The organism is Pseudomonas sp. NPDC090592 (genome assembly GCF_044769185.1).
In the GTDB taxonomy this organism is placed as follows: Bacteria; Pseudomonadota; Gammaproteobacteria; order Pseudomonadales; family Pseudomonadaceae; genus Aquipseudomonas.
In genome coordinates, this window is record NZ_JBIVXJ010000003.1 from 90,937 (window position 1) to 114,696 (window position 23,760).

General features: G+C 63.1%; 25 protein-coding genes and 1 pseudogene. 14 read left to right on the plus strand and 12 right to left on the minus strand.

Annotated features, from left to right (window positions below; translation table 11 throughout):
* The first annotated feature begins 220 nt into the window (after positions 1–220).
* From ACIQUI_RS03295 to ACIQUI_RS03305, 3 genes are all read left to right on the plus strand, one after another.
* On the plus strand, positions 221–1,207 hold the full coding sequence (locus tag ACIQUI_RS03295) for a response regulator (RefSeq protein WP_403194919.1): 987 nt from the start codon (positions 221–223) through the stop codon (positions 1,205–1,207).
* Positions 1,204–1,572, plus strand: a complete 369-nt coding sequence (locus ACIQUI_RS03300; protein WP_403194920.1) for a response regulator transcription factor — start codon at positions 1,204–1,206, stop codon at positions 1,570–1,572. The genes ACIQUI_RS03295 and ACIQUI_RS03300 overlap by 4 nt, the downstream gene beginning before the upstream one ends.
* A 326-nt stretch (positions 1,573–1,898) precedes the next feature.
* Complete coding sequence (locus tag ACIQUI_RS03305; RefSeq protein WP_403194921.1) at positions 1,899–2,327, plus strand: DoxX family protein; 429 nt, start codon at positions 1,899–1,901, stop codon at positions 2,325–2,327.
* A gap of 115 nt (positions 2,328–2,442) precedes the next feature.
* Here ACIQUI_RS03305 and ACIQUI_RS03310 read toward each other — a convergent pair whose 3' ends face one another.
* Entirely contained in the window at positions 2,443–3,933 is a 1,491-nt protein-coding gene (locus ACIQUI_RS03310) for a YifB family Mg chelatase-like AAA ATPase (RefSeq protein WP_403194923.1), read from the minus strand.
* 255 nt (positions 3,934–4,188) lie between these two features.
* Between ACIQUI_RS03310 and ACIQUI_RS03315 the strand changes: the two genes are divergently transcribed.
* Positions 4,189–6,183 (plus strand): DUF4034 domain-containing protein, encoded by a 1,995-nt coding sequence (locus ACIQUI_RS03315; protein WP_403194925.1) that lies wholly within the window; start codon positions 4,189–4,191, stop codon positions 6,181–6,183.
* Between the two features lie 101 nt (positions 6,184–6,284).
* On the opposite strand, the gene ACIQUI_RS03320 is transcribed toward ACIQUI_RS03315, so the two are convergent.
* Both ACIQUI_RS03320 and ACIQUI_RS03325 read right to left on the minus strand, forming a co-directional pair.
* Positions 6,285–6,713, minus strand: a complete 429-nt coding sequence (locus tag ACIQUI_RS03320; protein WP_403194927.1) for a molybdopterin-binding protein — start codon at positions 6,711–6,713, stop codon at positions 6,285–6,287.
* A 25-nt stretch (positions 6,714–6,738) separates the two neighbouring features.
* Positions 6,739–6,999, minus strand: coding sequence for an accessory factor UbiK family protein (locus ACIQUI_RS03325; RefSeq protein ID WP_403194928.1), 261 nt, complete (start codon positions 6,997–6,999; stop codon positions 6,739–6,741).
* Positions 7,000–7,383: 384 nt separating this feature from the next.
* On the opposite strand from ACIQUI_RS03325, the gene glnK reads away from it, so the two are divergent.
* The 5 genes from glnK to ACIQUI_RS03350 all read left to right on the plus strand — a co-directional run bounded on the left by glnK (position 7,384) and on the right by ACIQUI_RS03350 (position 11,142).
* Complete coding sequence (gene glnK / locus ACIQUI_RS03330) at positions 7,384–7,722, plus strand: P-II family nitrogen regulator (RefSeq protein WP_002555808.1); 339 nt, start codon at positions 7,384–7,386, stop codon at positions 7,720–7,722.
* Positions 7,723–7,769: 47 nt separating this feature from the next.
* Positions 7,770–9,101: an ammonium transporter gene (locus ACIQUI_RS03335; RefSeq protein ID WP_403194930.1), complete on the plus strand. Its 1,332-nt coding sequence runs from the start codon at positions 7,770–7,772 to the stop codon at positions 9,099–9,101.
* A gap of 429 nt (positions 9,102–9,530) precedes the next feature.
* A complete protein-coding gene (sutA, locus tag ACIQUI_RS03340) occupies positions 9,531–9,860 on the plus strand; it encodes a transcriptional regulator SutA (RefSeq protein WP_201207493.1) in 330 nt (109 codons plus the stop codon).
* Positions 9,861–10,009: 149 nt separating this feature from the next.
* On the plus strand, positions 10,010–10,684 hold the full coding sequence (locus tag ACIQUI_RS03345; RefSeq protein ID WP_403194932.1) for a hypothetical protein: 675 nt from the start codon (positions 10,010–10,012) through the stop codon (positions 10,682–10,684).
* Positions 10,685–10,815: 131 nt separating this feature from the next.
* The gene (locus ACIQUI_RS03350) at positions 10,816–11,142 is read left to right on the plus strand and encodes a hypothetical protein (RefSeq protein ID WP_403194934.1); all 327 of its coding nucleotides are present in this window, start codon (positions 10,816–10,818) and stop codon (positions 11,140–11,142) included.
* 155 nt (positions 11,143–11,297) lie between these two features.
* Here the strand turns inward: ACIQUI_RS03350 and ACIQUI_RS03355 are convergent, their stop codons facing one another.
* The 6 genes from ACIQUI_RS03355 to ACIQUI_RS03380 are packed head-to-tail and all read right to left on the minus strand — an operon-like array spanning position 11,298 to position 15,917.
* Entirely contained in the window at positions 11,298–11,993 is a 696-nt protein-coding gene (locus tag ACIQUI_RS03355; RefSeq protein WP_403194936.1) for an HAD family hydrolase, read from the minus strand.
* Positions 11,990–12,889, minus strand: coding sequence for a tyrosine recombinase XerC (gene xerC, locus ACIQUI_RS03360; protein ID WP_403194938.1), 900 nt, complete (start codon positions 12,887–12,889; stop codon positions 11,990–11,992). Before xerC ends, ACIQUI_RS03355 begins: the two co-directional genes overlap by 4 nt.
* A complete protein-coding gene (locus tag ACIQUI_RS03365) occupies positions 12,889–13,599 on the minus strand; it encodes a DUF484 family protein (protein ID WP_403194940.1) in 711 nt (236 codons plus the stop codon). The genes xerC and ACIQUI_RS03365 overlap by 1 nt, the downstream gene beginning before the upstream one ends.
* 13 nt (positions 13,600–13,612) lie before the next feature.
* Positions 13,613–14,443, minus strand: a complete 831-nt coding sequence (dapF, locus tag ACIQUI_RS03370) for a diaminopimelate epimerase (RefSeq protein WP_403194942.1) — start codon at positions 14,441–14,443, stop codon at positions 13,613–13,615.
* Between the two features lie 4 nt (positions 14,444–14,447).
* The gene (gene lysA / locus ACIQUI_RS03375) at positions 14,448–15,695 is read right to left on the minus strand and encodes a diaminopimelate decarboxylase (RefSeq protein ID WP_391130666.1); all 1,248 of its coding nucleotides are present in this window, start codon (positions 15,693–15,695) and stop codon (positions 14,448–14,450) included.
* Between the two features lie 9 nt (positions 15,696–15,704).
* Complete coding sequence (locus tag ACIQUI_RS03380) at positions 15,705–15,917, minus strand: lipoprotein (RefSeq protein WP_403194944.1); 213 nt, start codon at positions 15,915–15,917, stop codon at positions 15,705–15,707.
* A gap of 252 nt (positions 15,918–16,169) precedes the next feature.
* Between ACIQUI_RS03380 and cyaY the strand changes: the two genes are divergently transcribed.
* The 3 genes from cyaY to rnk all read left to right on the plus strand — a co-directional run bounded on the left by cyaY (position 16,170) and on the right by rnk (position 17,285).
* Positions 16,170–16,502, plus strand: a complete 333-nt coding sequence (cyaY, locus tag ACIQUI_RS03385) for an iron donor protein CyaY (protein ID WP_403194946.1) — start codon at positions 16,170–16,172, stop codon at positions 16,500–16,502.
* Position 16,503: 1 nt separating this feature from the next.
* Positions 16,504–16,728: a DUF1289 domain-containing protein gene (locus tag ACIQUI_RS03390; RefSeq protein WP_403194948.1), complete on the plus strand. Its 225-nt coding sequence runs from the start codon at positions 16,504–16,506 to the stop codon at positions 16,726–16,728.
* Between the two features lie 146 nt (positions 16,729–16,874).
* Complete coding sequence (gene rnk, locus ACIQUI_RS03395; protein ID WP_391130657.1) at positions 16,875–17,285, plus strand: nucleoside diphosphate kinase regulator; 411 nt, start codon at positions 16,875–16,877, stop codon at positions 17,283–17,285.
* Between the two features lie 130 nt (positions 17,286–17,415).
* Here rnk and ACIQUI_RS03400 read toward each other — a convergent pair whose 3' ends face one another.
* Entirely contained in the window at positions 17,416–20,271 is a 2,856-nt protein-coding gene (locus ACIQUI_RS03400; protein WP_403194950.1) for a class I adenylate cyclase, read from the minus strand.
* 168 nt (positions 20,272–20,439) lie between these two features.
* Between ACIQUI_RS03400 and ACIQUI_RS03405 the strand changes: the two genes are divergently transcribed.
* The gene (locus tag ACIQUI_RS03405) at positions 20,440–20,892 is read left to right on the plus strand and encodes a YaiI/YqxD family protein (RefSeq protein WP_201207503.1); all 453 of its coding nucleotides are present in this window, start codon (positions 20,440–20,442) and stop codon (positions 20,890–20,892) included.
* 180 nt (positions 20,893–21,072) lie between these two features.
* On the opposite strand, the gene elbB is transcribed toward ACIQUI_RS03405, so the two are convergent.
* On the minus strand, positions 21,073–21,732 hold the full coding sequence (gene elbB / locus ACIQUI_RS03410) for an isoprenoid biosynthesis glyoxalase ElbB (RefSeq protein ID WP_403194953.1): 660 nt from the start codon (positions 21,730–21,732) through the stop codon (positions 21,073–21,075).
* Between the two features lie 310 nt (positions 21,733–22,042).
* Here elbB and ACIQUI_RS03415 point away from each other — a divergent pair.
* A pseudogene (locus tag ACIQUI_RS03415) lies at positions 22,043–22,471 on the plus strand (sterol desaturase family protein); the annotation flags it as partial.
* 501 nt (positions 22,472–22,972) lie between these two features.
* Here the strand turns inward: ACIQUI_RS03415 and ACIQUI_RS03420 are convergent.
* On the minus strand, positions 22,973–23,617 hold the full coding sequence (locus ACIQUI_RS03420) for a DedA family protein (RefSeq protein ID WP_403194955.1): 645 nt from the start codon (positions 23,615–23,617) through the stop codon (positions 22,973–22,975).
* Between the last annotated feature and the right edge of the window lie 143 nt (positions 23,618–23,760).

Sequence of the window (23,760 nt, forward strand, 5' to 3'; positions counted from 1 at the left end):
CATCCAGAGGCGCGAGTATACGCAGCAAGCCCAGTGAGGATGCGGGTTGCAGGCTGGTTGGCAGGAACGGGCACACCGTTGTCCGTTATCGTACCCTGCTGGCTGGCGGGCTTTTGTATAGTCCTCAGGGCAACCTATCCCTCGGGATAATTGTTTCAACGCGTGCGCTGGCCTAGGCTGCCCGGGGCTGCGTAAACGCCCGTGCCCGTGCGAGGAAGCCATGATCCGAATAGGCAATGTCCAGGTGTCGCTGGAGCGGCGGGAAGTGTTTCTCGACGGCAAGCCGATCCCGCTGGGCGGCCGCGCATTCGAGGTGCTGGCCACGCTGATCAAGGCCAAGGGCCGGGTGGTCGGCAAGGACGAGCTGTTCAGCCAGGTATGGGCCGGTACGGTGGTCGAGGACAACAACCTGCAGGTGCAGGTGTCGTTGCTGCGCAAGGCCTTTGCTGATCGGGGGCTGATACAGACCGTGCCACGTCGGGGTTACCGCCTGGCCGCCGAGATCAGCCTTGATGTCCCTTGCCTGGGCCCCTCGCCGCTGTGCGCCATGGCCGAAAGCCTTGAGCCCCTGGACGACAGCACGAACGTGCCGGTACTGGTGGTGGACGACGACCCGTCGGTGCGCACGGCGTTGGGCCGCCTGCTGTGCTCGCAGGATATCCCGCATCAGTTGTTTGCCAGTGCTGAAGCATTGTTCGCAGCGCGCCTGGAAACCCCCTACGCCTGCCTGCTGCTGGACATGCACCTGCCCGATACCACCGGCCTGGAGGTACAGGCCGCCCTGCGCCGCCTGGCCCTGCCCTGGCCCATCGTGTTCATGACCGGCTTTGGCACCATCCCGATGACGGTACAGGCCATGCGTGCCGGTGCCGTGGAGTTCCTGACCAAGCCATTCGATGAAGACCAGTTGCTGACGCTGCTGCAGGCCGTGCGTATGCGGGCCGTGGCGGATGGCCGCAAATGGCGCCATGCGCGGCAGGTTGAGGAAAAGTACCAGCGCCTGACCCAGCGTGAGCGGCAGGTGTTTTCGCTGGTGGTTGACGGCTTGTCGCACAAGCAGATCGCCAGGCAGATCGGCACCAGCGAGGTGACCACGAAGGTGCACAAGAAGAACATCATGAACAAGATGCAGTCCCGCTCGTTGGTGGAGTTGGTGGCCATGCACACTGTTATCGGGGCGCGGTCAGAGGGCCTGGGCGGCGCATGAGCAGATGGGTGTGCATCGTCGACGACGATGCTTCGGTGCGCAAAAGCCTGGCCAACCTGCTGCGTTCGGCCGGGTTCGAGACGTTGTCGTTCGCAGCCGGGGATGTGTTCCTGGCGTCGGAGCTGGCGCGGCAGGCAGGCTGTGTGCTGCTCGACCTGAAGATGCCGGGCGTGAGTGGGTTGGCGGTGCTACGTGAACTGGCGCGGCAGCAGTGGCTGATACCGGTGATCTGCATGTCGGCGCATTGGGATGATGACGCAGTGCATGCTGCGATGAGCCTGGGGGCATTGGCCTGCCTGGGCAAGCCCTTTTCTGAAGAGGTGCTGTTGAGGGGGGTTGAAGAGGCTTTGGCTGGCCGGCAGTGATGTGCGGCCTGTGCTGGCCCTTTCGCTTGCAAACCCGCTGTCAATGGAACTTCACATCAGTTACTGATTCAGCAGGGACGCTGTGGGAGCGGGCAAGCCCGCGAACACCGGCGCAGCCGGTGCCATGCACCGCGCTGAATTCTTCGCGGGCATGCCCGCTCCCACAGGTCCTGCGCAAGTTTTAAAAATAGCAGCGGGTTTATCGAGGCGTCGAACCGCCGCGAAGAGGCCAGCAGCATTGACAGCAAATTCAGCACACCTGCGCAATCAATCTGTTTGCTGCTGGGCAATGCTCGCCGGGTTGACCGATTAGTGAGCCCCTTGCCATGCCCCGCCTGAAAATCTTCCTCGACCCGCAATCCCCTAACCTGACTGCCACCGGCCTGCTGTTCATGCGGGTGATGGCAGCTGTGCTGCTGCTGTGTATCCACGGGCTACCGAAGCTGCTGGACTGGAGCGGTGAATTGCAGCGCATCGAAGACCCATTCGGGTTGGGCGCACCGCTGACCTTGGGGCTGGCGGTTTTTGCCGAGGTAGTTTGCCCGCTGTTGCTGCTGTTGGGTGTTGCCGCGCGCCTGGCTTGCCTGCCGGTGCTGGCAGTGTTGTTGGTGGCGCTGGTGGTGGTGCACCCGGACTGGACGCTGGAGCAGGGGCAGTTCGCCTGGTTGCTGGTGGCGCTTTATGGCGGATTGGCGTTGACCGGGCCGGGATCATATTCACTGTCTGCGCTTATCCGGCAAATCAAGGCTGCCTGATGGATCCGGGGGCCGCTTTGCGGCCCATCGCGACGCAAGGCCGCTCCTACAGGCGATCGCGTTCCTTGTAGGAGCGGCCTTGCGTCGCGATGGGCTGCAAGGCAGCCCCGGCAATCTAACTGCTCCCCGGCCGGTACTGCAGGGCCTCGGCCAGATGTGGTCGGCCAATGGCCTCACAACCTTCCAGGTCCGCCAGCGTCCGCGCCACCTTCAACAACCGGTGCGCTGCCCTCAATGACAAGGTCAGCCGCTCGCAGGCACCCTCCAGCCAGGCCTGATCCGCCGGGGCCAATGGACAATGGCGGCGCAACCCCTCCAGGTTGAGAAACGCATTTGCGCACCCTTGCCGCCGGTGTTGCAGTTCCCGTGCCTCAGCCACCCGCACTGCCACATCGGCACTGGTCTCGCCGCAGGGCTGGTTGTTCAGCGTGGTGCTCTCACGGGCCACGGTCAGGTGCAGGTCGATCCGGTCCAGCAAGGGCCCGGACAGCTTGTTGCGGTAGCGTGCGATCTGCTCGGTGCTGCACCGGCAGCGGCCCGTGGGGTCGCCAAGGTAGCCACAGGGGCAGGGGTTCATGGCCGCCACCAGCTGAAAGCGTGCCGGGAAGCGTACCTTGTCGCGAGCCCGCGCAATCACGATCTCGCCCGACTCCAGCGGCTCGCGCAGTACCTCCAGCACGCGCCGTTCGAACTCTGGCAGCTCATCCAGAAACAGTACGCCATGGTGGGCCAGTGTGATTTCGCCCGGTTGCGGCCGGCTGCTGCCCCCGACCAGCGCCGGGCCGGAGGCGGAATGGTGAGGGTGGCGAAAAGGCCGCTGCGGCCAACTGTTCAAGGGTGCATGCCCGCTGACTGACTGGATGGCCGCCACCTCCAGTGCTTCATGTTCGTCCAGCGGTGGCAGCAGCCCGGGCAGGCGGCTGGCGAGCAAGGTCTTTCCGGTGCCGGGGGGGCCAGTGAACAGCAGGTTGTGTGCCCCGGCGGCGGCCAGCAACAAGGCCCGCTTGGCTGCCAGTTGGCCTTGTACCTCGCTCAGGTCCGGGTACGGGCGTTGATGCAGGATCAAGCCATTGGCAGCGTACGGCGGCAGCGGTACCTGGCCATTCAGGTGGGCGACCAGCTCCAGCAGGTGCCCCACCGCATAAACCACCAGCCCGCCTGCCAGGCTGGCTTCCTCGGCATTTTCCCGTGGCACCACCAGCGCCCGGCCTGCCTCGCGCGCCGCCAGCGCCGCTGGCAGCACCCCCTGTACTGGGCGCAGTTTGCCAGACAGCGCCAGTTCGCCCAGGCATTCGACCTCGGCGAGGGTGGCCATGGGCACCTGGCCGTCGGCGGCAAGGATACCCAAGGCAATGGCCAGGTCATAACGGCCGCCATCCTTGGGCAGGTCGGCGGGGGCGAGGTTCTGGGTAATGCGCCGCTGCGGGTAGTTCAGCCCGGAGTTGACGATGGCACTGCGCACCCGGTCCTTGCTTTCCTTGACTGTGGTTTCCGGCAGGCCGACCAGGGTGAGGTGGGGCAAGCCATTGGCCAGGTGGGTTTCAACGCTGACTGCCGGTGCCTGTACGCCTACCTGGGCGCGGCTATGGACGAGGGCTAGGGACATGGACGCTCCGTTGTCGCTGAAAAAGGCCGCTTCCTGCGGCAGGCCAAGGATAGCCAGCGCGGGCGAGGTAGACGCAACAAGTATGCGTCGGGGTTTTTCAGTGCAGGGTATTTCCCTGCTTTTTCACGCAAATCGGCAAAAATGGATCCAATTGGCTTTGCGCAGGTGCCCGCCATGGCTTAGTGTTATCGGGCCACTGCCGTTGCCATGGAATGGCACAGCGTCTTCTTTCAAATGGACTTGAGGTATTGCTCCGTGCAAACGCTCGCCCGCACGCGCCAGGTCATCCGCGAACTGGTGCAGGCCAATTCATTCGTTGAACTCACCCGTTTTTTCGATAGCCTCCAGGCACAATGGCACCAGGCCCCGCCTGGCGAATTCCCCGCCTACATGATGGCCATTGAAGGGCACCTGCTGGTCGACCCGGATTGCCAGGGCGACAGGGCCCTGAGCCAGGTACTCAAAGCCTGGATCGATGCCTGCCCCAAGGCCTACCATCCGCAGGTGGTGATGGGCCTGCACTGCTTCCACCGGGCGTGTCAGGTGCAGGGCGGCGGCCAACGCAATGCTGCACGCTCGCTGGCCGTCGAGCAGATTTGCGAAAGTGCCACTGCGCACCTGCTACGCGCCATGGACCGCTCTGCCCAGCCCGTGGCCGCGGCCATTGGCATGCTGCGTATCAGCGCGCAGTTTCGCGAGCCCGGCTGGTTGGCCGAACTGTTCCAGGGGCAGCCCGCACGCTACAGGCCCAGTGCCCATGCCGATGTGGAAGTGCAGGAGGCTGCGGCGCCATTGTTGGTAAAGCATGGGCTGCTGCCCCTCGCCGAGTTGCCACAGGCGTTGCCGGCGTGCCTGAGCAGGCGGGCCGGCCATGAAAACGAAGCACCCCGCTATTACTGGTTGCGCCATGCACTGGTTGCCCGCCCTGGCTGCTTCGAAGCAATTCAGGCCCTGGCCGTTTACCTGCTACCCCGTTGGGGCGCCAGCTTCGATGCGCTGGAACTGTTGGCCAATGGGCCGTTGTGCGAGGCCTGGGATGAAACGCTGCGCAATGCGTTGCGCTGGATGGCCGTCGAGGACCGGCTGAAGCTGCCCCACGCTGACCAGTTGCAGGCCGTCGCCGACTGGCAGCAGCTGTTCGATGCCTGGTTGAAACGGCCGCTAAGGCCAAGGGAAAGTGCCATTGTGCTGGCCTGGCGCGGTGCGCTGCGCAGCAGTGCCTTGCAAGACCATGCTGGCGCCATGCGCGACTTCGCTGCGAGCTTGGCGTGCAACGCCGATCACGGCGCCATCCGTGTCATGGGCGTGCCATTTCGTTGTCTGGCTGAATTGATACTGCGCGATGGCATGGCAGATGGGCAGCAGCTCTTGCGTAGCGCCATTGAGGGCCTGTGTGATGGCCGCTCGCATGCTGGCGCCTGTGCAATGCGCGCTGTTGGCCATCGCTTCGGCCTGTGGGGGCTGCCACGCTCGGCCGAGCAGGCAAGGATATGGGCTCAGGCGGCGGTAGCGCGCCAGCGCGCTGGCCAGGCACCGGGCTTCGAGGTGCTTGCGGTGGCGCGGCTGTTGTGGGTTGCCAACCGGCATGAAGTGACCTGTTACCTGTATGAGCGTTGTGCCGAGCTGAACCTGCCGGGGGCTGCCCTTGGCCTGTACGAGCTGCACAGCGGCGGCCTGGACAACACCCCGGCGCACTACCTGGATGACGAGGCGGCCGAGCACTGGCTGCAGCGTGCGGTAGAAGCGGGCAGCCGACAGGCCAAGTACAATCTGGCCTGCCTGCGCATGGATGGCGATGAGGACTTGAGCGAGCGCAGTGCCATGCTGGCCGTCAGGCACCTGCTGGTCGATGCGTTGGGTAATGCGCAGACCAATGCGCGTGCGCGCCTGCACCTGGGGATACTGTTGCGCCAGTTTGGCGAAGCGCAGGAACGGGCCGAGGCGGTCGCTTACCTGTCGAGCCTGGTCGAGCACCCCGACCCGTGGATTGCCGCCCGAGCCAGCGCCGAACTGGGGCTGGCCTGGATGCAGGGGCGCGGCACCCGCAAGCAGAGCCGGTTTGCGGCCATCGAATGGGCCAATCGCGCGGTTGCCTTGCAGCCGGGGGATTCGGCTATCGAAGATATCCAGGCCGAAATCCTCAACTCACACAATCGGGTAAAAACCTTGGTTACCCAGTGTGGTGCAGCCCTGTTTCGCGGCACTTTGCATGCCAGCGAGTTGCCGCCGAAACAGCTCTGCGCGAGCTAGCAGGCTTGCGCGAACCCCTGTAGGAGCGGGCAACGCGGTGGATGGCACCGGCTGCGCCGGTGTTCGCGGGCATGCCCGCTCCGACAGGTTAACCTTCAAGCTCAGGGCTTGGCGCCGAGGATGATATGCGAGGCCTTGATCAGCGCAGTGGCCTTCACACCTGGCGCCAGGCCCAGCTCCTGCACAGCTTCGCGGGTTACGATGGCATACACTTCGGTGCCGCCGGCCAGCTGCAGCACCACCTCGGCATTTACGGCACCGTCGCCCACCCGTACCACCTCACCTTCCAGTGCGTTACGGGCCGACAGCTTGTAGCCGGCAGCGTCAGTCAGCACCACCACCCAAGGCGCCTTCACCAGTGCCACGGCCTCTTTGCCGACATTGATGTTGAGGTTGTGCAGGCTGGCCATGGTGACCACTGCCACCAGCTTTTCACCGCCACCCAGGGTCAGTTCGACTTCGGCATTGACCGCACCGGGTTGAACGTTGCTGACTTTGCCTTCGAAAACATTGCGTGCGCTGACTTTCATGGGGAAACGCTCCGTGTGTCGATTGTTATTCCTGCGTGGGAGCCAGCCGTGCTTCCAGCTCGGCTACTTGTTGTTCCAGGGCCTCGAGGCGTGCACGGGTACGCGCCAGCACGACCATCTGGCTGTCGAATTCGTCACGGCTGACCAGGTCCAGCTTGCTGAAGGCACCTTGCATCAACACCTTGAACTGGCTTTCCAGTTCTGCGCGGGGCTGGGCGGTATCGTTGCTGAACAGGCGCGAGGCCTGGTCGCTCAGGGCATCGAGAAGGGCTTTGGGCGCGAGCATGGGGCTGTCCAATGAAACTGAGAATGGCCGGCAGTGTAGCACGCACAACCCTGACGCTTGAGTTCCCCCAAAGACTGCGCGTGATTGCACATTTTTCGCGCAATGCGCCCTGCCGTTGCGCACCGAAACTGTGCAGGTTTTCCATGCTGGCGACTGGCCAATCCCGAGTATTTCGCATAACCCACTGTTTTTTGGCGTTTTGCCGTAACTGGCAAGGTTTCTGCAAAGACCACTACGAGCCATGCACTGATGCGGTTCCTTGTGACCAGGCAGTGCGCATGCGGAGCCGGATGCCGACGACGCGTTACAAAGCCAAGCGCTGCGCTTAGACTTGAGACGGGTTTGTTTTCCTGGGGCAAGTCCACCAAATCGGGAGAGAGTTTCATGAAGCTAGTCACAGCCATCATCAAGCCGTTCAAGCTGGACGACGTGCGCGAGTCGCTGTCGGAAATCGGCGTGCAGGGCATCACCGTCACTGAAGTGAAAGGCTTCGGTCGGCAGAAGGGCCACACCGAGCTGTATCGCGGTGCTGAATATGTGGTCGATTTCCTGCCCAAGGTGAAGATCGATGTCGCCATCGATGACAAGGACCTTGATCGGGTAATCGAAGCCATCACCAAGGCAGCCAACACCGGCAAGATCGGTGACGGCAAGATTTTCGTGGTGAATCTGGAGCAGGCGATCCGTATCCGTACCGGCGAAACCGATACCGACGCGATCTAAGCAGCAAAAAAAGCCTCACCAAACCCAACGCCCCAGGAGAAAACAACATGACTCTGCGTAAGATCGCAGGGCTAGGAGCCCTATTGTCCCTCGTAATGCCCGGGCTTGCCCTGGCAGAGGAAGCTGCCCCAGCGCTGAACTCCGGCGACACCGCCTGGATGCTGACCGCAACGGCGCTGGTGCTGTTCATGACTATCCCGGGCCTGGCCCTGTTCTATGGCGGCATGGTGCGTTCCAAGAACGTGCTGTCGGTGATGATGCAGTGCTTTGCAATCACCGGCCTGATGAGCATTCTCTGGGTCGTCTACGGCTACAGCATGGCCTTCGATACCACCGGTATGGAAAAGGGCGTGCTCAACTTCAATTCCTTCGTCGGTGGCTTCTCCAAGGCCTTCCTTAGCGGCGTTACGCCCGAGAACCTGACGTCGGCTACCGCGCTGTTCCCTGAAGCGGTGTTCATCACCTTCCAGATGACCTTCGCCATCATCACCCCGGCGCTGATCGTGGGTGCCTTCGCCGAGCGCATGAAGTTCTCCGCGATGCTGGTGTTCATGGGCATCTGGTTCACCCTGGTGTATGCGCCGATCGCGCACATGGTGTGGAGCGGTGACGGTGCGCTGATGTGGGACTGGGGCGTACTGGACTTCGCGGGCGGTACCGTGGTGCACATCAATGCCGGTATCGCAGGCCTGGTCTGCTGCCTGGTGCTGGGCAAGCGCAAGGGCTACCCGACCACCCCGATGGCCCCGCACAACCTGGGCTACACCCTGATGGGCGCCGCCATGCTGTGGATCGGCTGGTTCGGCTTCAACGCAGGTTCTGCGGCTGCCGCCAACGGCACTGCCGGCATGGCCATGCTGGTCACCCAGATCGCCACCGCAGCAGCAGCCCTGGGCTGGATGTTCTCCGAGTGGATCGGCCACGGTAAGCCGAGTGCCCTGGGCATTGCCTCGGGTGTGGTTGCCGGCCTGGTCGCCATTACCCCGGCAGCAGGCACCGTGGGCCCGATGGGCGCCCTGGTAATCGGCCTGGCCTCGGGTGTGATCTGCTACTTCTGCGCCACCACCCTCAAGCGCAAGCTGGGCTATGACGACTCGCTGGACGCCTTCGGCGTACACGGTGTTGGCGGCATCATCGGGGCCATCCTCACCGGTGTATTCGCAGCCCCGGCGCTGGGCGGTTTCGGTGCTGTCACCGACATCGGCATGCAGGTCTGGATCCAGGCCAAGGGCGTGATTTTCACCGTGGTTTACACCGCCATCGTCACCTACGTGATCCTCAAGGTGCTGGATGTGGTCATGGGCCTGCGGGTCAACGAAGAAGAAGAGTCGGTCGGCCTCGACCTGGCTCAACACAACGAACGCGGCTACAACCTGTAACTGCGACGCGGTAAAAACTTGCCCGGCTTGCCGGGCATTTTTTTGCCAGATTTTTAGCATTTCCCGCACGGCAAACGGTTTATCCGGCACGTTCGCGACGTAGGTAGAAAACTTACAAGTCGTGGGGCATTTATGGAGCTTTGCTTTTTCCACGGGCGCGCTAGAATGCGCGCCGAAGGGTGTTTCATGAGTAGTCCACACACTTCTCCAGCCTTTGCTAGGCTTGCCAATAGCGTGTGGCCAGCAGGGGCTAATGGATTTGTCAGGTCCTGCCAGGAGCAGGGCCTGCTGGGTGCCGCCTCCCATCAGGAGCGCCGACCCAAGGGCAGTGGCCTAACCCACGGCCAGTTGAATTTTCACTGGTGGCTGCCGGTCTACGGCTGCACTGGTCTATAACTAACCTGCTTTTCGCAAGTCATGAGGTAGAACATGAGCGACGACGATCTGGAAAACGACGACCTCGAAGTAGGCGACGAAGACGAGGGTGATGAAGGCCTCGAAGCGGCAGCTGACGACGGCGCTGAAGACGCTGGCGATGACGACAGCAGCCCGGCACCTGCGGCCAAGGGCAAATCCAAGGCGGCTGTCTCGGTAGACGAGATGCCGAGCATGGAAGCCAAGCAGAAAGAGCGTGATGCGCTGGCCAAGGCGATGGAAGAATTCCTTTCGCGCGGTGGCAAGGTGCAGGAAGTCGAGGCCAACGTGGTCGCCGACCCGCCCAAGAAGCCGGACAACAAATACGGCAGCCGCCCTATCTGAGTGGCTGAACGCAAAAAAGCCCGCCGTCGCTGCGGGCTTTTTTGTGGGCGCCAGGAAATCAGAGAAATTTCCCACAGGCACAAAGGGTGTATCTGATAGACCTTTTTTGCGATGCCAGGCAAGCATCACACTTCAAGCCTGGAGGACTTATGGACAAATTGGTTCGTCGTCGCGAGCTTCGCAAGGAAGACTTGCCTAAGGTAGAAGACCCTTTCTTTGCTGAGGGGAAAGTAAAGCGTGCGCTCAGAGGCTGGGAATGCTTGCAGGGTAAGACAGACTTCCTGAGGGATTGCGGTTTCACGCTCGGGGAAGTGCTCTCTGAGCCAGATCTGGAAAGGGCAGCAAAAAAGATCAGAGACGGCAGGTGGCTGTTTTTGACCAACGATCCAACCAGGCCTATGAGGCTTGATGGTCACTTAGGTGCGGCGCAATGCTTCCCTATGCCTGACCAGAGCAATAGGCTGGCTGAAAACGAAAAAGGTCCCGGCAAGTGGCGCACCATCGACATCGATTATGACGGATTGAAAAATACATTCGCGATGCTGCAGAACCGCCTTGGCTCCCTAGGTGACGAGGGTCGTATTTTCGGTTCGGAAGGCAAGGACTATGACAACACTTCGCGCGTCGTGACCCTGCAGTGGGTTCCCCTTGATAGCCACGATGATCATTTGGCATCGCGATCTGTCATTCATCGCTATGGCGAGTTGCGTGCTATTACCCAGCGGTTCTTCGAAGGGGAAGACAAGTGGCAGATCAGTGGAAAGTCCTGGCACTGGCAACCAGTTCTTCCGTTTGAAACCTATGAGCACCGAGAAAAGAAATGATGCCCGCCGGACGAAAAGTAGAGGGGTGGGTATTGCGGTTTTGGGGAGGGCTAGACGCCCTTTATCTATTGCTCTACGTCGTAGGTAGCATTCGGCGTGGGCATTTCCCGGTAGTTACGGATCTGCAGAACATGCTGGGCATTTGGAGCGAGCAAGGCTTGCTCACTGTGGTACTTATGGTGATCAACCTGGTTATGCAGGCGTCGATCATTTTCAGCGCGGCGCTTCTGCTAGGAGCTCGAAAGGCGGGAATTTATTTCGGATTAGCGCAAATACCCTGGCGGCTGCTGTTCGCTGCTCCGTCGTTCTCGGTACTGTTGGTATGGGCCAGCTTGGTACCTGACTACAATCCCTGGCTGATGCTCGGTTTGATTGTTATTTCAGAGTTCATCAAAGGCGGCATATTGATTTGGTTGCTGCGTCGTCAAAACATGCAGCGCAGGTTTGCTGGCGGCTAAGCAAAGTAGTACCCCGTCGCTGCGGGTTTGCTTTAGGTTGCTCTAGCCGGCCTCTTCGCGGGCATGCCCGCTCCCACAGGATCACCGCAGGCCTGAGCCCTGCACGGTCACTGTGGGAGCGGGCGTGCCCGCGAATGGGCCGCGAAGCGGCCCTGTCAGCGCCAGCGCGCGAGCACGCCGGGCAGCTGCGACAGGCGCTGGATCTCGGCATCCGGCGCCTGTTCGCCCGCCCAGGGCTTGCCCTGCGGGTTGAACCACACGGCCCGCAACCCGGCGCGCTGGGCGCCGGCAATGTCGTCGCCGGGGTGGTCACCAATGTGCACCGCCGCGCTGGCGTCCACATCACCGCGGCGCAGGGCTTCCAGGAAGGGGGCCGGGTCCGGCTTGCCGATGCCGAGGTCTTCGGCGCACAGGGCAAAGCGGAAGTAGTCCGCCAGCCCCAGACGGCTCACGTCGGCATTGCCATTGGTGACCACACCCAGGGTGTAGTGATGGCGCAAGATCTCCAGCACCGGCTGTACCTCGGGGAAGATCTCCACCTGGTGGCGGGCATGCAGGAACACCTCGAAACCTTCGTTGGCTAGGTCCTGCGCTTGTTTCTCGCTGTAGCCCACTTCTTCCAGGGCATGGAACAGCACGCGCCGGCGCAGGGCGCTGATGCGGTGCTTGAGGCCGGGCTCGGCCTGTACCAGGCGTTCGCGGATGGCGAACAGGTGCTCCACCGGCACGCCGCCGAGGACCGGGGCGTTGGCTTCGAGCCAGTCGCGCAGCACGACTTCTGCGCTGGCAATGACCGGCGCGGTGTCCCACAGGGTGTCGTCGAGGTCGAAGGTGATCAGCTTGATGCTCATGAGTCTGTGCCTTTGCTGCGTTTGGCCCGGGGGTGGGCGCTGTCGTACACCGCGGCCAGGTGCTGGAAGTCCAGGTGGGTGTAGATCTGCGTGGTGCTGATGTCGGCATGGCCGAGCAGCTCTTGCACGGCGCGCAGGTCCTGGGACGATTCCAGCACATGGCTGGCGAAGGAATGGCGAAGCATGTGCGGGTGCAGGTGCTGGCCCAGCTCGCGCTCACCGGCAGCCTTTACCCGCTGCTGAACGGTCCGCGGGCTGATGCGGTTGCCCTGGCGGGTAATGAACACTGCACGGTCACGCGGGTTGCCGATGCCGCGCAAGCGGTACCAGGCCTGCAGTGCCTCGCGGGCCTTGCGGCCAACCGGCAGCACGCGTGCCTTGCCGCCTTTGCCCAGCACCTGCACCAGGCCGGCGGCGAGGTCGAGGTGATCGAGGTCGAGGTTGGTCAGCTCGGACAGGCGCAGGCCTGAGGAGTAGAACAGCTCCAGAATCGCCTGGTCGCGGCGGGCGATGAAGTCGTCGTCGACGCCGCCATCGAGCAGCTGCAAGGCGCGGTCTGTGTCCAGCACCTTGGGCAGCCGTCGTTCGCCCTTGGGCGCACTCAGGCCGTTGGCCGGGTCGTGTTGGCACAGGCCTTCGCGGACGAGGTAACGGTACAGGCCACGCACCGCCGACAGCAGCCTTGCCAGGCTACGGGAGGACTGGCCGTGGTGGTGCAGGCGGGCGATCAGCTGGCGCAGCTGCTGGATCTGCAGCGCCTGCCAACTGGCGATATTGTGTTCCTTGCAGTAGGCGACGACCTTGTCCAGGTCTCGACGGTAACCCAGCAAGGTGTGCTCCGACACCTGGCGCTCGTTGCGCAGGTGCGCGCAATAAGCCTCCAGCTGGCCTTCCATCAGCGCACCGAGCGCAGGGTCTGGGTAACGCGTGGCACAACGCGGCCGAGCACTTCGGCGATGTAGCCGAGGAACAGGGTGCCGACGCTGCTCTTGTAATGTTGCGGGTCGCGGCTGCCAATCGCCAGTACCCCATGCAGCCCTTGGTACTCAAGGGTGGCCACGGCGCTGGAGCCCACTTCCCGGCGTTGTTCTTCACCGAACAGGAAGGCCAGTTCGTGTTCGCGCAAGTTGCCGCTGACCGTCTTGCCGCCACCCAGCAGGGCACCGATGGCTTGTTGCGCCTCGCTGTTGCTGACCCAGCGCCCGACCGGTGCGACGTTGTCGCCGAACAGGATCAGGCTGACGAAGGGCACCTGGAATTCCTGGCGCAGGCTGTCTTCGACCGCCATCACCACCTCTTCCAGGCTGCCGGCATCGAGCAGGTCGAGGATCAGCCGCCGGGTCTTGTCGAACAGCCGGTCGTTGTCGCGGGCCACATCCATCAGTTGCGACAGGCGATGGCGCATCTCGATGTTGCGGTCCCGCAGCAGCTTGAGCTGGCGCTCCACCAGCGACACGCTGTCGCCACGCTGATGCGGGATGCGCTGTTCAAGCAGCAACTCGTCGTGCTCGGCGAAGAAGGTGGGGTGGGCGCGCAGGTAGGCGACCACCGCTTCGGCATCGAGCTCGGCAGACTGCTGGGGTACAACCTTGGGCTGATCGGTCATGGCGGTTACTCGCTTAGAGACGAACCTGTCCTTCATAGACGCGTACGGCCGGGCCGGTCATCACCACGGGCTTGCCGGGGCCGGCCCATTCGATGTGCAGGCGGCCACCGGGCAGGTCGAGGGATACCGGGGAATCCATCCAGCCCTGGCTGATCGCTGCCACGGCCGCGGCGCAGGCGCCGGTGCCGCAGGCCTGGGTTTCGCCCGCGCCGCGTTCCCACACCCGCAGGTTGGCGCGGTGGCGGTCGATGACCTGGAGGAAGCCGGCATTCACCCGCTGCGGGAAACGTGGGTGGTTTTCGATCTTCGGGCCCAGCGCATGCACGGGTGCAGTATGCACATCGTCGACGCGCAGCACGGCATGCGGGTTACCCATGGACACGGCGGCAATCGAATGCAGCTGGCCGTCGACTTCCAGTGGGTAGTTCAGCGCCTGCTGGTCAGCGATGAAGGGGATTTCGGCAGGAATGAAGCGCGGTGGGCCCATGTCGACACTCACCTGGCCGTCGTTCTGCACGTCCAGCACGATGATGCCGCTCTTGGTTTCCACGCGGATGCGCTTTTTCGCGGTCAGGCGTTTGTCCAGCACGAAGCGGGCGAAGCAGCGCGCACCGTTGCCGCACTGCTCCACTTCAGAGCCGTCGGCGTTGAAGATGCGGTAGCGGAAGTCCACTTCCGGGTTGTTCGGCGCCTCGACGATCAGCAACTGGTCGAAGCCGATACCGGTGTGCCGGTCACCCCATTGCTTGGCGTGTTTAGGCTGGATGTGCGCGTGCTGGCTGACCAGGTCGAGGACCATGAAGTCGTTGCCCAGCCCATGCATCTTGGTAAAACGCAGCAGCATGGGCTTACTCCGGCAGCAGGCTTTCGCCAGCGTACAGTTCGGCGATGGTCTCGCGGCGGCGTACTTCGAACGCCTGGTCGCCGTCGACCAGGATTTCAGCGCAACGGCCACGGGTGTTGTAGTTGGAGCTCATGACAAAACCATAGGCGCCCGCAGACGCTACGGCCAGCAGATCACCTTCGGCCAGGTTCAGCACGCGGTCTTTGCCCAGGAAGTCGCCGGTCTCGCAGATGGGGCCGACCAGGTCGTAGGCACGGCCTTCGCCCTCGCGGGGCGTTACCGCGCTGACACCCATCCAGGCCTGGTACAGGGCCGGGCGGATCAGGTCGTTCATGGCCGCATCGATGATGGCGAAGTCTTTGTGTTCGGTGTGCTTGAGGTATTCCACGCGGGTCAGCAGCACGCCGGCGTTGGCCACGATGTAGCGGCCTGGCTCGAACACCAGGGCCAGGTCGCGCTTGCCTACCCGCTCGCGGATGGCCTTGATGTAATCGGCCACCAGCGGTGGTTCTTCATCGCGGTAGCGCACGCCAACCCCGCCACCCAGGTCCAGGTGGCGCAGGTGGATGCCGCAGTCGGCGAGGCGGTCGACCAGGTCCAGCAGGCGGTCGAGAGCATCGAGGAATGGCTCGACGGTGGTCAGCTGCGAGCCGATGTGGCAATCGACGCCGACCACTTCCAGGTTCGGCAACTGCGCGGCGCGCACGTAGATGGCCTCGGCGTCGGCGATGGCGATGCCGAACTTGTTTTCTTTAAGGCCGGTGGAGATGTAGGGGTGGGTACCCGCGTCAACGTCCGGGTTGACCCGCAGTGACACCGGGGCCACCTTGCCCATCTCGGCGGCCACGACTTGCAGGCGCTCCAGTTCGTCGCTGGATTCGACGTTGAAGCAGTGCACACCCACTTCCAGGGCGCGGCGCATGTCTTCGCGGGTTTTGCCGACGCCGGAGAACACCACGCGGTCGGCGCGCCCGCCAGCGGCCAGCACACGCTCCAACTCACCGCCGGAGACAATGTCGAAGCCTGCGCCAAGGCGTGCCAGTACGTTCAGCACACCCAGGTTGGAGTTGGCCTTGACCGCGAAGCACACCAGGTGCTCGGTGCCTTGCAGGGCGTCGGTATAGCTGCGGTACTGGGCCTCGATGTGGGCGCGCGAGTACACGTAGGTCGGGGTGCCGAACTGTTCGGCGATAGCCGACAGGGCCACGCCCTCCGCGAACAGCTCACCGTCGCGGTAGTTGAAAGCGTTCATCTGGTTTCCTTACTGCGCAGGCGATTGCCCGGGCTCGGTCTGCAGCTCGGGCTGCTGCTCTTGTACCGGGGCCGGCTTGGCTTTTGGCTGGTGCTGGTGAGCCTTGTGCGCTTTACCGTTATCGCCGTCTTCAGGCAGATACAGCGGGCCTTTCTGGCCGCAGGCAGAAACGAGGCAGGCAACAGCGACCAGCGCCGCGAAGGAGGAAATCAGGCGCTTCATGGGTGAAATCCTTAGAAAAATGCAGTATTGCGCCCGAGTATACCGAGCGACCGGCGGCTTGCCTATGCAACGGCCGGTCCGCCGGGCGGGGCAGCAGAAGCGGCAAGCTTCAAGCTTCAAGCGGCAAGAAAAAGCTATCGGGTGTAGGCTGGGCTTTTTCTTGCGGCTTGTAGCTAGCAGCTTGCGGCTGGCGCTTTGCGCCCGTATCTTGCCCGGCTTGCCTGTAACGCAGCCAATTTCGAGGTTCCTGCAATGAGTTTGAGTGAAGCGCGTTTCCATGATCGGGTCGACGCGACCCAACAGGCCCTGGAAGACCTGTTCGACGAGAGCGGCCTGGACCTGGACATGGAGAACTCCGCCGGCGTCCTCACCGTCAAGTTCGAAGGCGGCGCCCAGCTGATCTTCAGCCGTCAGGAGCCGCTGCGCCAACTGTGGCTGGCCGACCGTTCCGGTGGTTTCCACTTCGACTACGACGAAGAAATCAATAAGTGGGTGTGCGAGAAGAGCGAAGAACTGCTGGGCGAAATGCTTGAGCGCATCGTCTGGGAGCGGGCCGGCGAGAAGCTGGACTTCGACGACATCTGACATGAGCAGCGCACAGGTCCGGCCACCCAAGCCGCTCTACAGCAATGTCAGCCCAGCCGTGCCATCGCCGTGCATCAGCATTTGCCGGCTGGACGAGCAGCGGGTATGCACCGGCTGCCACCGGCATGTGGAGCATATCCGCGAATGGCGGTCGGCCGATGACGAGCGGCGCCGGCAGATCTGCCGCGAGGCCCAGGCCCTGCGCGATCAGGCTAAGGCACACTAAGCGCAGGGGCTTGAGTATTTGCCCGGCTGTGGTAGTGTCGGGTTCTGCGTCGGTGACGCCAAAGCCTTCACAAACCCCGCCCTTGGGCGGGGTTTTGCTTTATCTGCACGACGAAAACCGCCTGTTCAAAGGAGTCTGACTGGATCATGAGCACCAAGCCTTCCCTCATCCTCACCCGATTGGACGTACAGCGTCTGGAGCGTCTGATCGACAGCCTCGACGAGAGTACGCCGGGTGTGCTCGCCTTGCAGGAGGAGCTGGACCGCGCCGGGCAGGTAGTGGGTCACGAGGAAGTGCCAGCGGGCGTGGTGACCATGAATTCGCGCGTGCATTGCCGCGAGGAAGCCAGCGGCAAGGACTACCACCTGACGTTGGTGTACCCGAAGGATGCCGGGCCGGAAGGCAAGGTTTCGATTTTGGCGCCGATTGGTTGTGCACTGTTGGGGCTGTCGGTGGGCGAGCAGATCGACTGGCCGGCACCGGGGGGCAAGACCCTCAAGCTGAAGCTGCTGGAAGTTGAATACCAGCCGGAAGCCGCTGGCGATTTCGACCTGTAAAATTTTGGGGCCGCATTGCGGCCCATCGCCGGCAAGCCAGCTCCCACAGGTACAGCGTTGCCCTTGGGCCTTGTGCAATCCATGTGGGAGCTGGCTTGCCAGCGATGAGGTGCAAAGCACCTCCGGCAATTCAGGACCCTTCCGCCAGAACCTGCTGCAACCCCTCATTCAACGCCTGTTCCAGCACCCGCTTGTAGCTCAGGTACACCTGCGTCGCCCCCAGCCGGTCATCCAGCAGTTCGGACAAGTCCAGGTCGGTGATGTAGCACCGGTACCGCCCGGCACCACGCCGCTGGCCGATGATCTGCCGGGCCACCACCGCGTACAGCTGCTCACCATGCTCCAGTTCGGAATACTCCTGCTGGTCGCAGTACAGCGTCACATGTGCCGCACCCGCCACACCGGCCTGAACAATGGCCTGCACCTCGTAGTAAGGCTGGTTGCTACCCTCGACCGGGGCCAGGCACGGCTCGATGCTGCGGGCCTTGCCAGGGCCGGATGGCACCAGCTGCGCGTAATGGATGTCCAGTGAGGCCGCGCGCTGGTTGTCCAGCGGCAACCGGGCATCACGGCGCATCACCACCGAGCGCAGGAAACGCTGCAGCGGCAGCAGCAGGTGCGCTTCGTCATGCAGGGGCAGGCGCTGCTGCCACAGGGCATTGTACTCATCCAGCACATACAGTTCGGCCCAGCCACCCTGCAGGCGATAGAACACCTGGATGCACGCCGGGCGGCCTTGCTCCAGGACCAGGCGCAGGTCGTGGTCCAGCAGGGCGTTGGCATCCAGGTAAAGTGGGCTATAGGCCATGCGCTCTTCGCCCAGGTGCTCCAGCAGCGCGTCATGGTCGGCCAGGGTGGTCAGGCTGACATGCCCGGCCAATAGCTCCAGCACATGCGTGTGCTGGGCCACCTGCAACAGGTAGCGGTGGTTCAGGCCCTGGTCCAGCAGCAGCTGCACGGTGTCGAAGATTTCCTCGACGCGCTGGCCGATGGCCTGGGCGCGACTCTGGCAGAAGCAACTCACCCGCACCCGGGGGCGGTGGCCGCGCAGTACCGGGCCGTTGAGGAAGTCGCGCAGGCAACGCAGCAGCGCGTGCTCGCCGTCGTAACGCTGCACCAGCACCTCGTTCCAACTGTTCAGCGTGACCTGGTCCAGGGTCAGCACCAGGTTATCGCGCACGCCGGCATAGCTCAGCGCGTCGGTACGCTCGGTGGTCATCAGGATGTTCAGGTCGCGGTGGTGGCGCAGTGGGTCGACGGCGACATTGACCAGCAACAGCACCTCGTCGGCAACACTGGGCTGCAGCAGGCGCACTTCGCTGACGATCGGCAAGGGCAGGGGGATGCTTTGTTGCAGGCAGCCCAGCAGGTTGAACAGCTCGTACTCGGTGAGGTCGCTGATGCCCGGGTGCAGCGCCAGGCGCGTGCTGCTGTCGATCACGCCATTGCGATGTGCCCAGGCCAGCAGTTCGAGCAGCTCGCGGCAGCGTTTGACCGGGCTGAAGTGGTCCACCTCGTGGGTATTCAGGTTGCCGGTGTAGAGCTCCCAGTGGTAACCGCCGGGTTCCTTGCGGTTGGGGGCCTGGACCAGGGTGAGGGTGCCTTCGGCAAGGTCCGGGGCAATGCCGGGGTTGATCACTTCGACCTTGCCTGCACGGCGCTCGAAGGCGGCATACAGGCGCCGGCCCAACACATTGAGGTCGCGTTGGTCGGCGCGGCTGCTGGCGTTCTGGGTGCGCGCAAACTCGCAGAGGAAGCGGTAGCTATGGTTCAGCTCGGCCACCAGTTCGCGGCGTTCGGCTGCCACCTGCTGCACTTTCCATTGGCTGCGGCTGTCCAGCAGCGCCAGCTGACGTTCGTCCCAGCCCCATTCGTCAGCCAGGCGCTGCAACAGGCGGCGCTGCCAGCCCTGATTACGGCCCTGATCGCTGAGTTTCTTGTTCACCTTCAGGTACAGGCTGCGCCGAACCAGCTCAAGGCGCGCGTGCTCACCACGTTGCAGCAAGTAGCGCTCGATGCGCCGGTACACCATCACATACGGGTCCAGCTCGTCGAGGTCGAGCTGGTTGGCAAACACTGCCTGCTTGTAGTCCAGGCTCAGGCACTGCACGGCGGGGTGTTCGCTGGCGTAGGCTTCGGTCAGCAGCAGCTTGAGCAGCGATTTGTAGGGTGAATCGATGCCCTTGAACAGTTGCCACAGGCCCGCACCGACGAACTCGCCCGGCGGTATGTGCGCCAGGTTGCCGAGGTCGAGGGCGTCCTGGCTGCGGATGAAGCGTTTGGTCAGCAGGGTCTGGGTGTAGGCGTGGTAATTGTGTTCCTGGTAGGCGGGGACCAGCCACCAGAGCGGGGTGCGTCCGGCCAGCCAGAGGGTGGTGCGGTAGAACTCGTCCAGCAGCAGGTAGTGCTGGGTGGTGCCGCAGTCGTCGGAGCCCAGCTGGCCATCGCGATGGCCCTGGGCAAAACCTTGCGTGTCGATCAGGAAGAAGTGCGCCTCGGCACCCAGGCTGGCCGCCCAGTCCTCCAGCAATTGGCATTTGCGGCGCAGCTCGTCCAGCAACAACTCAGGCAAGCCGGGCGCGTGGCACACCCACAGGTCCATGTCGCTGTGCTCGGCCTGGGCCAGCGAACCCAGGCTGCCCATCAGGAACAGGCCGTGGATCGGGCGCGGTGGGTTGCCGTGGCGGGCCTTGTAGGTGAACGAGCGGGCCAGGCGCTGGGCCTCGATAACCAGCTCGGCACTTGGCTCGTAGCCCGATACACCGGCTGGGGTGCTGCCCGAGACGTAACCTGGCAACAGCGGGTGGTTCACGTGGAACAGCAGCGGCAGCAGCGTCAGAACCTGTTGCTGGCGCGTCGACAGGCCTTCCATTGCCCGCTGCAGTCGCCCTTGGTTCAGCTGCAGGAAGCGCGCACGCAGTGTCGACAGCACCTTGCGATCGATGCCTTCTTCCAGGTCTGGGCGGATTTCGTGGGGGTGGTTCATTGCGCGCTCGGGCAGGCCAGTAAAGCTGTGGCGAGTTTAGCCTGAGTGGCGGGGTCGGATAAGCGGTAATTGAATTATTGGCGCCATTTTACCAGCGCTGCCTGGTGGCTCCAGCTTTTACCTGGCTTGAGGCATGATGGGGCCTTGAGTTCACCAAGAGATAACCCGATGCGTGTATGGATCGATGCCGATGCCTGTCCCAAGGCGGCCAAGGATCTGATCGTCAAGTTTGCCCTCAAGCGCAAGTTCGAAGTGGTGATGGTGGCGGGCCAGGCCGTGGCCAAGCCGGCGTTCGCGATTGTGCGCCTGATCGTTGTGCCCAGTGGCATGGATGCGGCTGACGATTACCTGGTGGAACACGCCGTGCCTGGCGAACTGGTGATCTGCAGTGATGTGCCGCTGGCTGACCGGCTGGTGAAAAAGGGCGTGGCGGCACTGGACCCACGCGGCCGCGAGTTCGACGAGCGCAACATGGGCGACCGCCTGGCGGCGCGCAACCTGTTCACCGAGCTGCGTGAGCAAGGCCAGGTGGGGGGAGGGCAGGCGGCCTATGGCGAGCGCGACAAGCAGGCGTTTGCCAATGCGCTGGACCGGATCATTGCCCGGCTGTCAAAACCCTGACCTTGCAGGAGACACAGAACTTGTGGGAGCGGCCTTGTGTCGCGATAGGGCCGCAAAGCGGCCCCAGCAATTTATGCTGCGTAGCTGAAAACCCGGGGCCGCTTCGCGGCCCTATCGCGACGCAAGGCCGCTCCCACAGGGCGGCGCGTCAGAGTCAGGTAGTTGTGTAAGGCTGAAACCTTACTCGTGGGTCAGCTCCAGCACCCGATCGACCAGCTTGTAGATCCCGCCAGCCGCCTCGCTGATCGACTTGGCCTCCATGTACGCCGGTGTCGTCACCAGCTTGCGCTGGGTGTCTTCGACAATGTCGTGTACATCGCACTCTTCATGGGTGCCACCCATTTTCACCACAGCCGCTGCAGTGCCTGCGTCGTTACCGATGGTGCAAACCACGCCCGGCCCGTAGATCTTTGCCGCCAGCGCCGGCGAGATGCAAATCAGGCCCACCGGCTTGCAGGCGTCGGCAAAGGCTTCAGCCAGGGCCAGTACGTCCGGGTTGACGCTGCAATTGGCGCCCTCCACTGCAAAGTTGGACAGGTTTTTCGCCGCCCCGAAACCACCCGGCACGATCAACGCATCGAAGTCTTCTGCCTTGGCTTCGCGGATGTCCTTGACCTCGCCGCGGGCAATGCGCGCCGATTCCACCAGCACATTGCGCGACTCCGGCATTTCCTCGCCGGTCAGGTGGTTGATGACATGCATCTGCGCAATGTTCGGCGCGAAGCACTGCACCTGCGCACCGCGCTGGTCGAGGCGCAGCAGGGTGATCACGCTTTCGTGGATTTCGGCGCCGTCATACACGCCACAGCCGGAAAGAATCACCGCTACATTTTTTGTCATGTTCACTACTCCAGTGTCGAGGCGCTAAATGTCCTCTAGTTTGGCAGATGTCGCCATAGGGGTTGCTGCGGGCGCAGCCTAATCTTGGTGGATAACGCCTGAGGCCGTACCCATGGACCTGATACTGCTGGCCGTGCCGTTCTTCTTTGTGCTGATCGCCGTGGAACTGGTGGCCGACCGTGTGCGCGGTCAGCGCAACTTCACCCTGGCCGACTCGATCAACAGCCTGAGCACCGGCGCGCTGTCGACCAGCACCGGGTTGCTGACCAAAGGCTTCGGGCTGGTGACCTACGCCCTGGCATTCGAACACATGGCGCTGCTGCGCCTGCCGCCCGAGGCCTGGTGGGTGTGGCTGCTGGCCTTCGTCCTGTACGACTTCTGCTATTACTGGCTGCACCGCCTGGGCCATGAACGCAATGTGCTGTGGGCCGCGCATTCGGTGCACCATCAGAGTGAGGAGTACAACCTCACTACGGCGTTGCGCCAGACCAGTAGCGGGTTCATCTTCTCGTGGATCTTCTACCTGCCGTTGGCGCTGCTGGGCGTGCCACCACTGGTGTTCATCACGGTGGCCTCGCTCAACCTGCTGTATCAGTTCTGGGTACACACCCGGCACATTCCCAAGCTTGGCTGGCTTGAGTGGGTGTTGATCACGCCCTCCAACCATCGTGTCCACCATGCGCAGAATCCTGTTTACTTGGATCGTAACTACGGCGGCGTGTTCATTCTCTGGGACCGCCTGTTCGGTACCTTCAAGGAGGAAGACCCTGCCGAACCGGTAGTGTTCGGGGTGACCACAGCGCTGGCCAGCTGGAACCCGCTGTGGGCCAACCTGCAGTTCTATGCCCAGCTCTGGCATGACGCCCGGCGCACCACCAGCCTGTGGGACAAGCTGCGTATCTGGTTCATGCCCACCGGCTGGCGCCCGGCCGATGTGGCTGCACGCTACCCGCAGGCCAAGCAGGACCTGGCGTTGTTTCGCAAGTTCGCGGTTGCCCTGGGCCGTGCCCAGCAGGCCTACGTGGCGCTGCAGTTCGTGCTCTACGTGGCGTTGGGCAGCTACTTGATGGATGTGGCCGAACGTGTGCCGAACGCCGCCCTGGTACTCGGCTGGTCGCTCATGGCGTTTGGCTTGTTCGTGCTGGGCGCGTTGCTGGAAAACCGGCCCTGGGCTGCGCGCCTTGAAATGGCGCGGCTGGTGCTGGCTGCGCCGGCGCTGTACCTGGCCGGCGCATCGGGCCTAGCGGTGGTCGCGCCGCTGGGCTGGGTCCTGCTCGTGGTCTACAGCCTGCTCAGCCTCTGGGGTTTGGGCCTGGCTCGCCGCCTTGCGTTCCGCGCGCAGGGTGCGGAAGCGCCGGCGCAGCCACAACAGGGCGCCCAGCCCCACCAGGCCACCGAGCACCCATAGCTCGTAACGCTTGACGTTGCCCAGCAGGCCTTCAAGAATGGCGCCGAAGTGATAGGCGGCGGCGCCCAAGGCTATTGCCCAGATGGCCGCACCAATCCCGTTCAGCAGCAGGTAGCGCCGCGGCGGGTAGCCAGACAGGCCAATGGCCACCGGCATGACCGTGCGCAGGCCATAGACGAACCGGAAACTCAGCACCCAGATGTCGGGGTGGCGGCGGATATGGTCCAGCGCCCGGTCGCCCATCGCCTGCCAGCGCGGTTTGCGCGCCAGAATCCTGCGCCCGTGGCGGCGGCCCATGAAGTACCACAACTGGTCACCGGCATAGCTGCCGAAGAACGCCACCAGGCACACCAGCTTGATGTCCATGTAACCACGGAACGCAAGGAATCCCGCGAGCACCAGGATGGTCTCGCCTTCGAAGAAGGTGCCAAGAAAAAGGGCGAAGTAGCCGAAATCCTGCAGGAATTGTTGAAGCATTTTCTGAGGTGCTGGCGAAATGAACGCGCAGCCTACCCCTTCGCGCGCGTTCGTGAAAGTGTCCAAATGTGTCTCGACGTGAACAATTCCTACACAGACAATGCCAGAAGGCACGCACCATGGCTTGCCCTGGTGTGTAACAC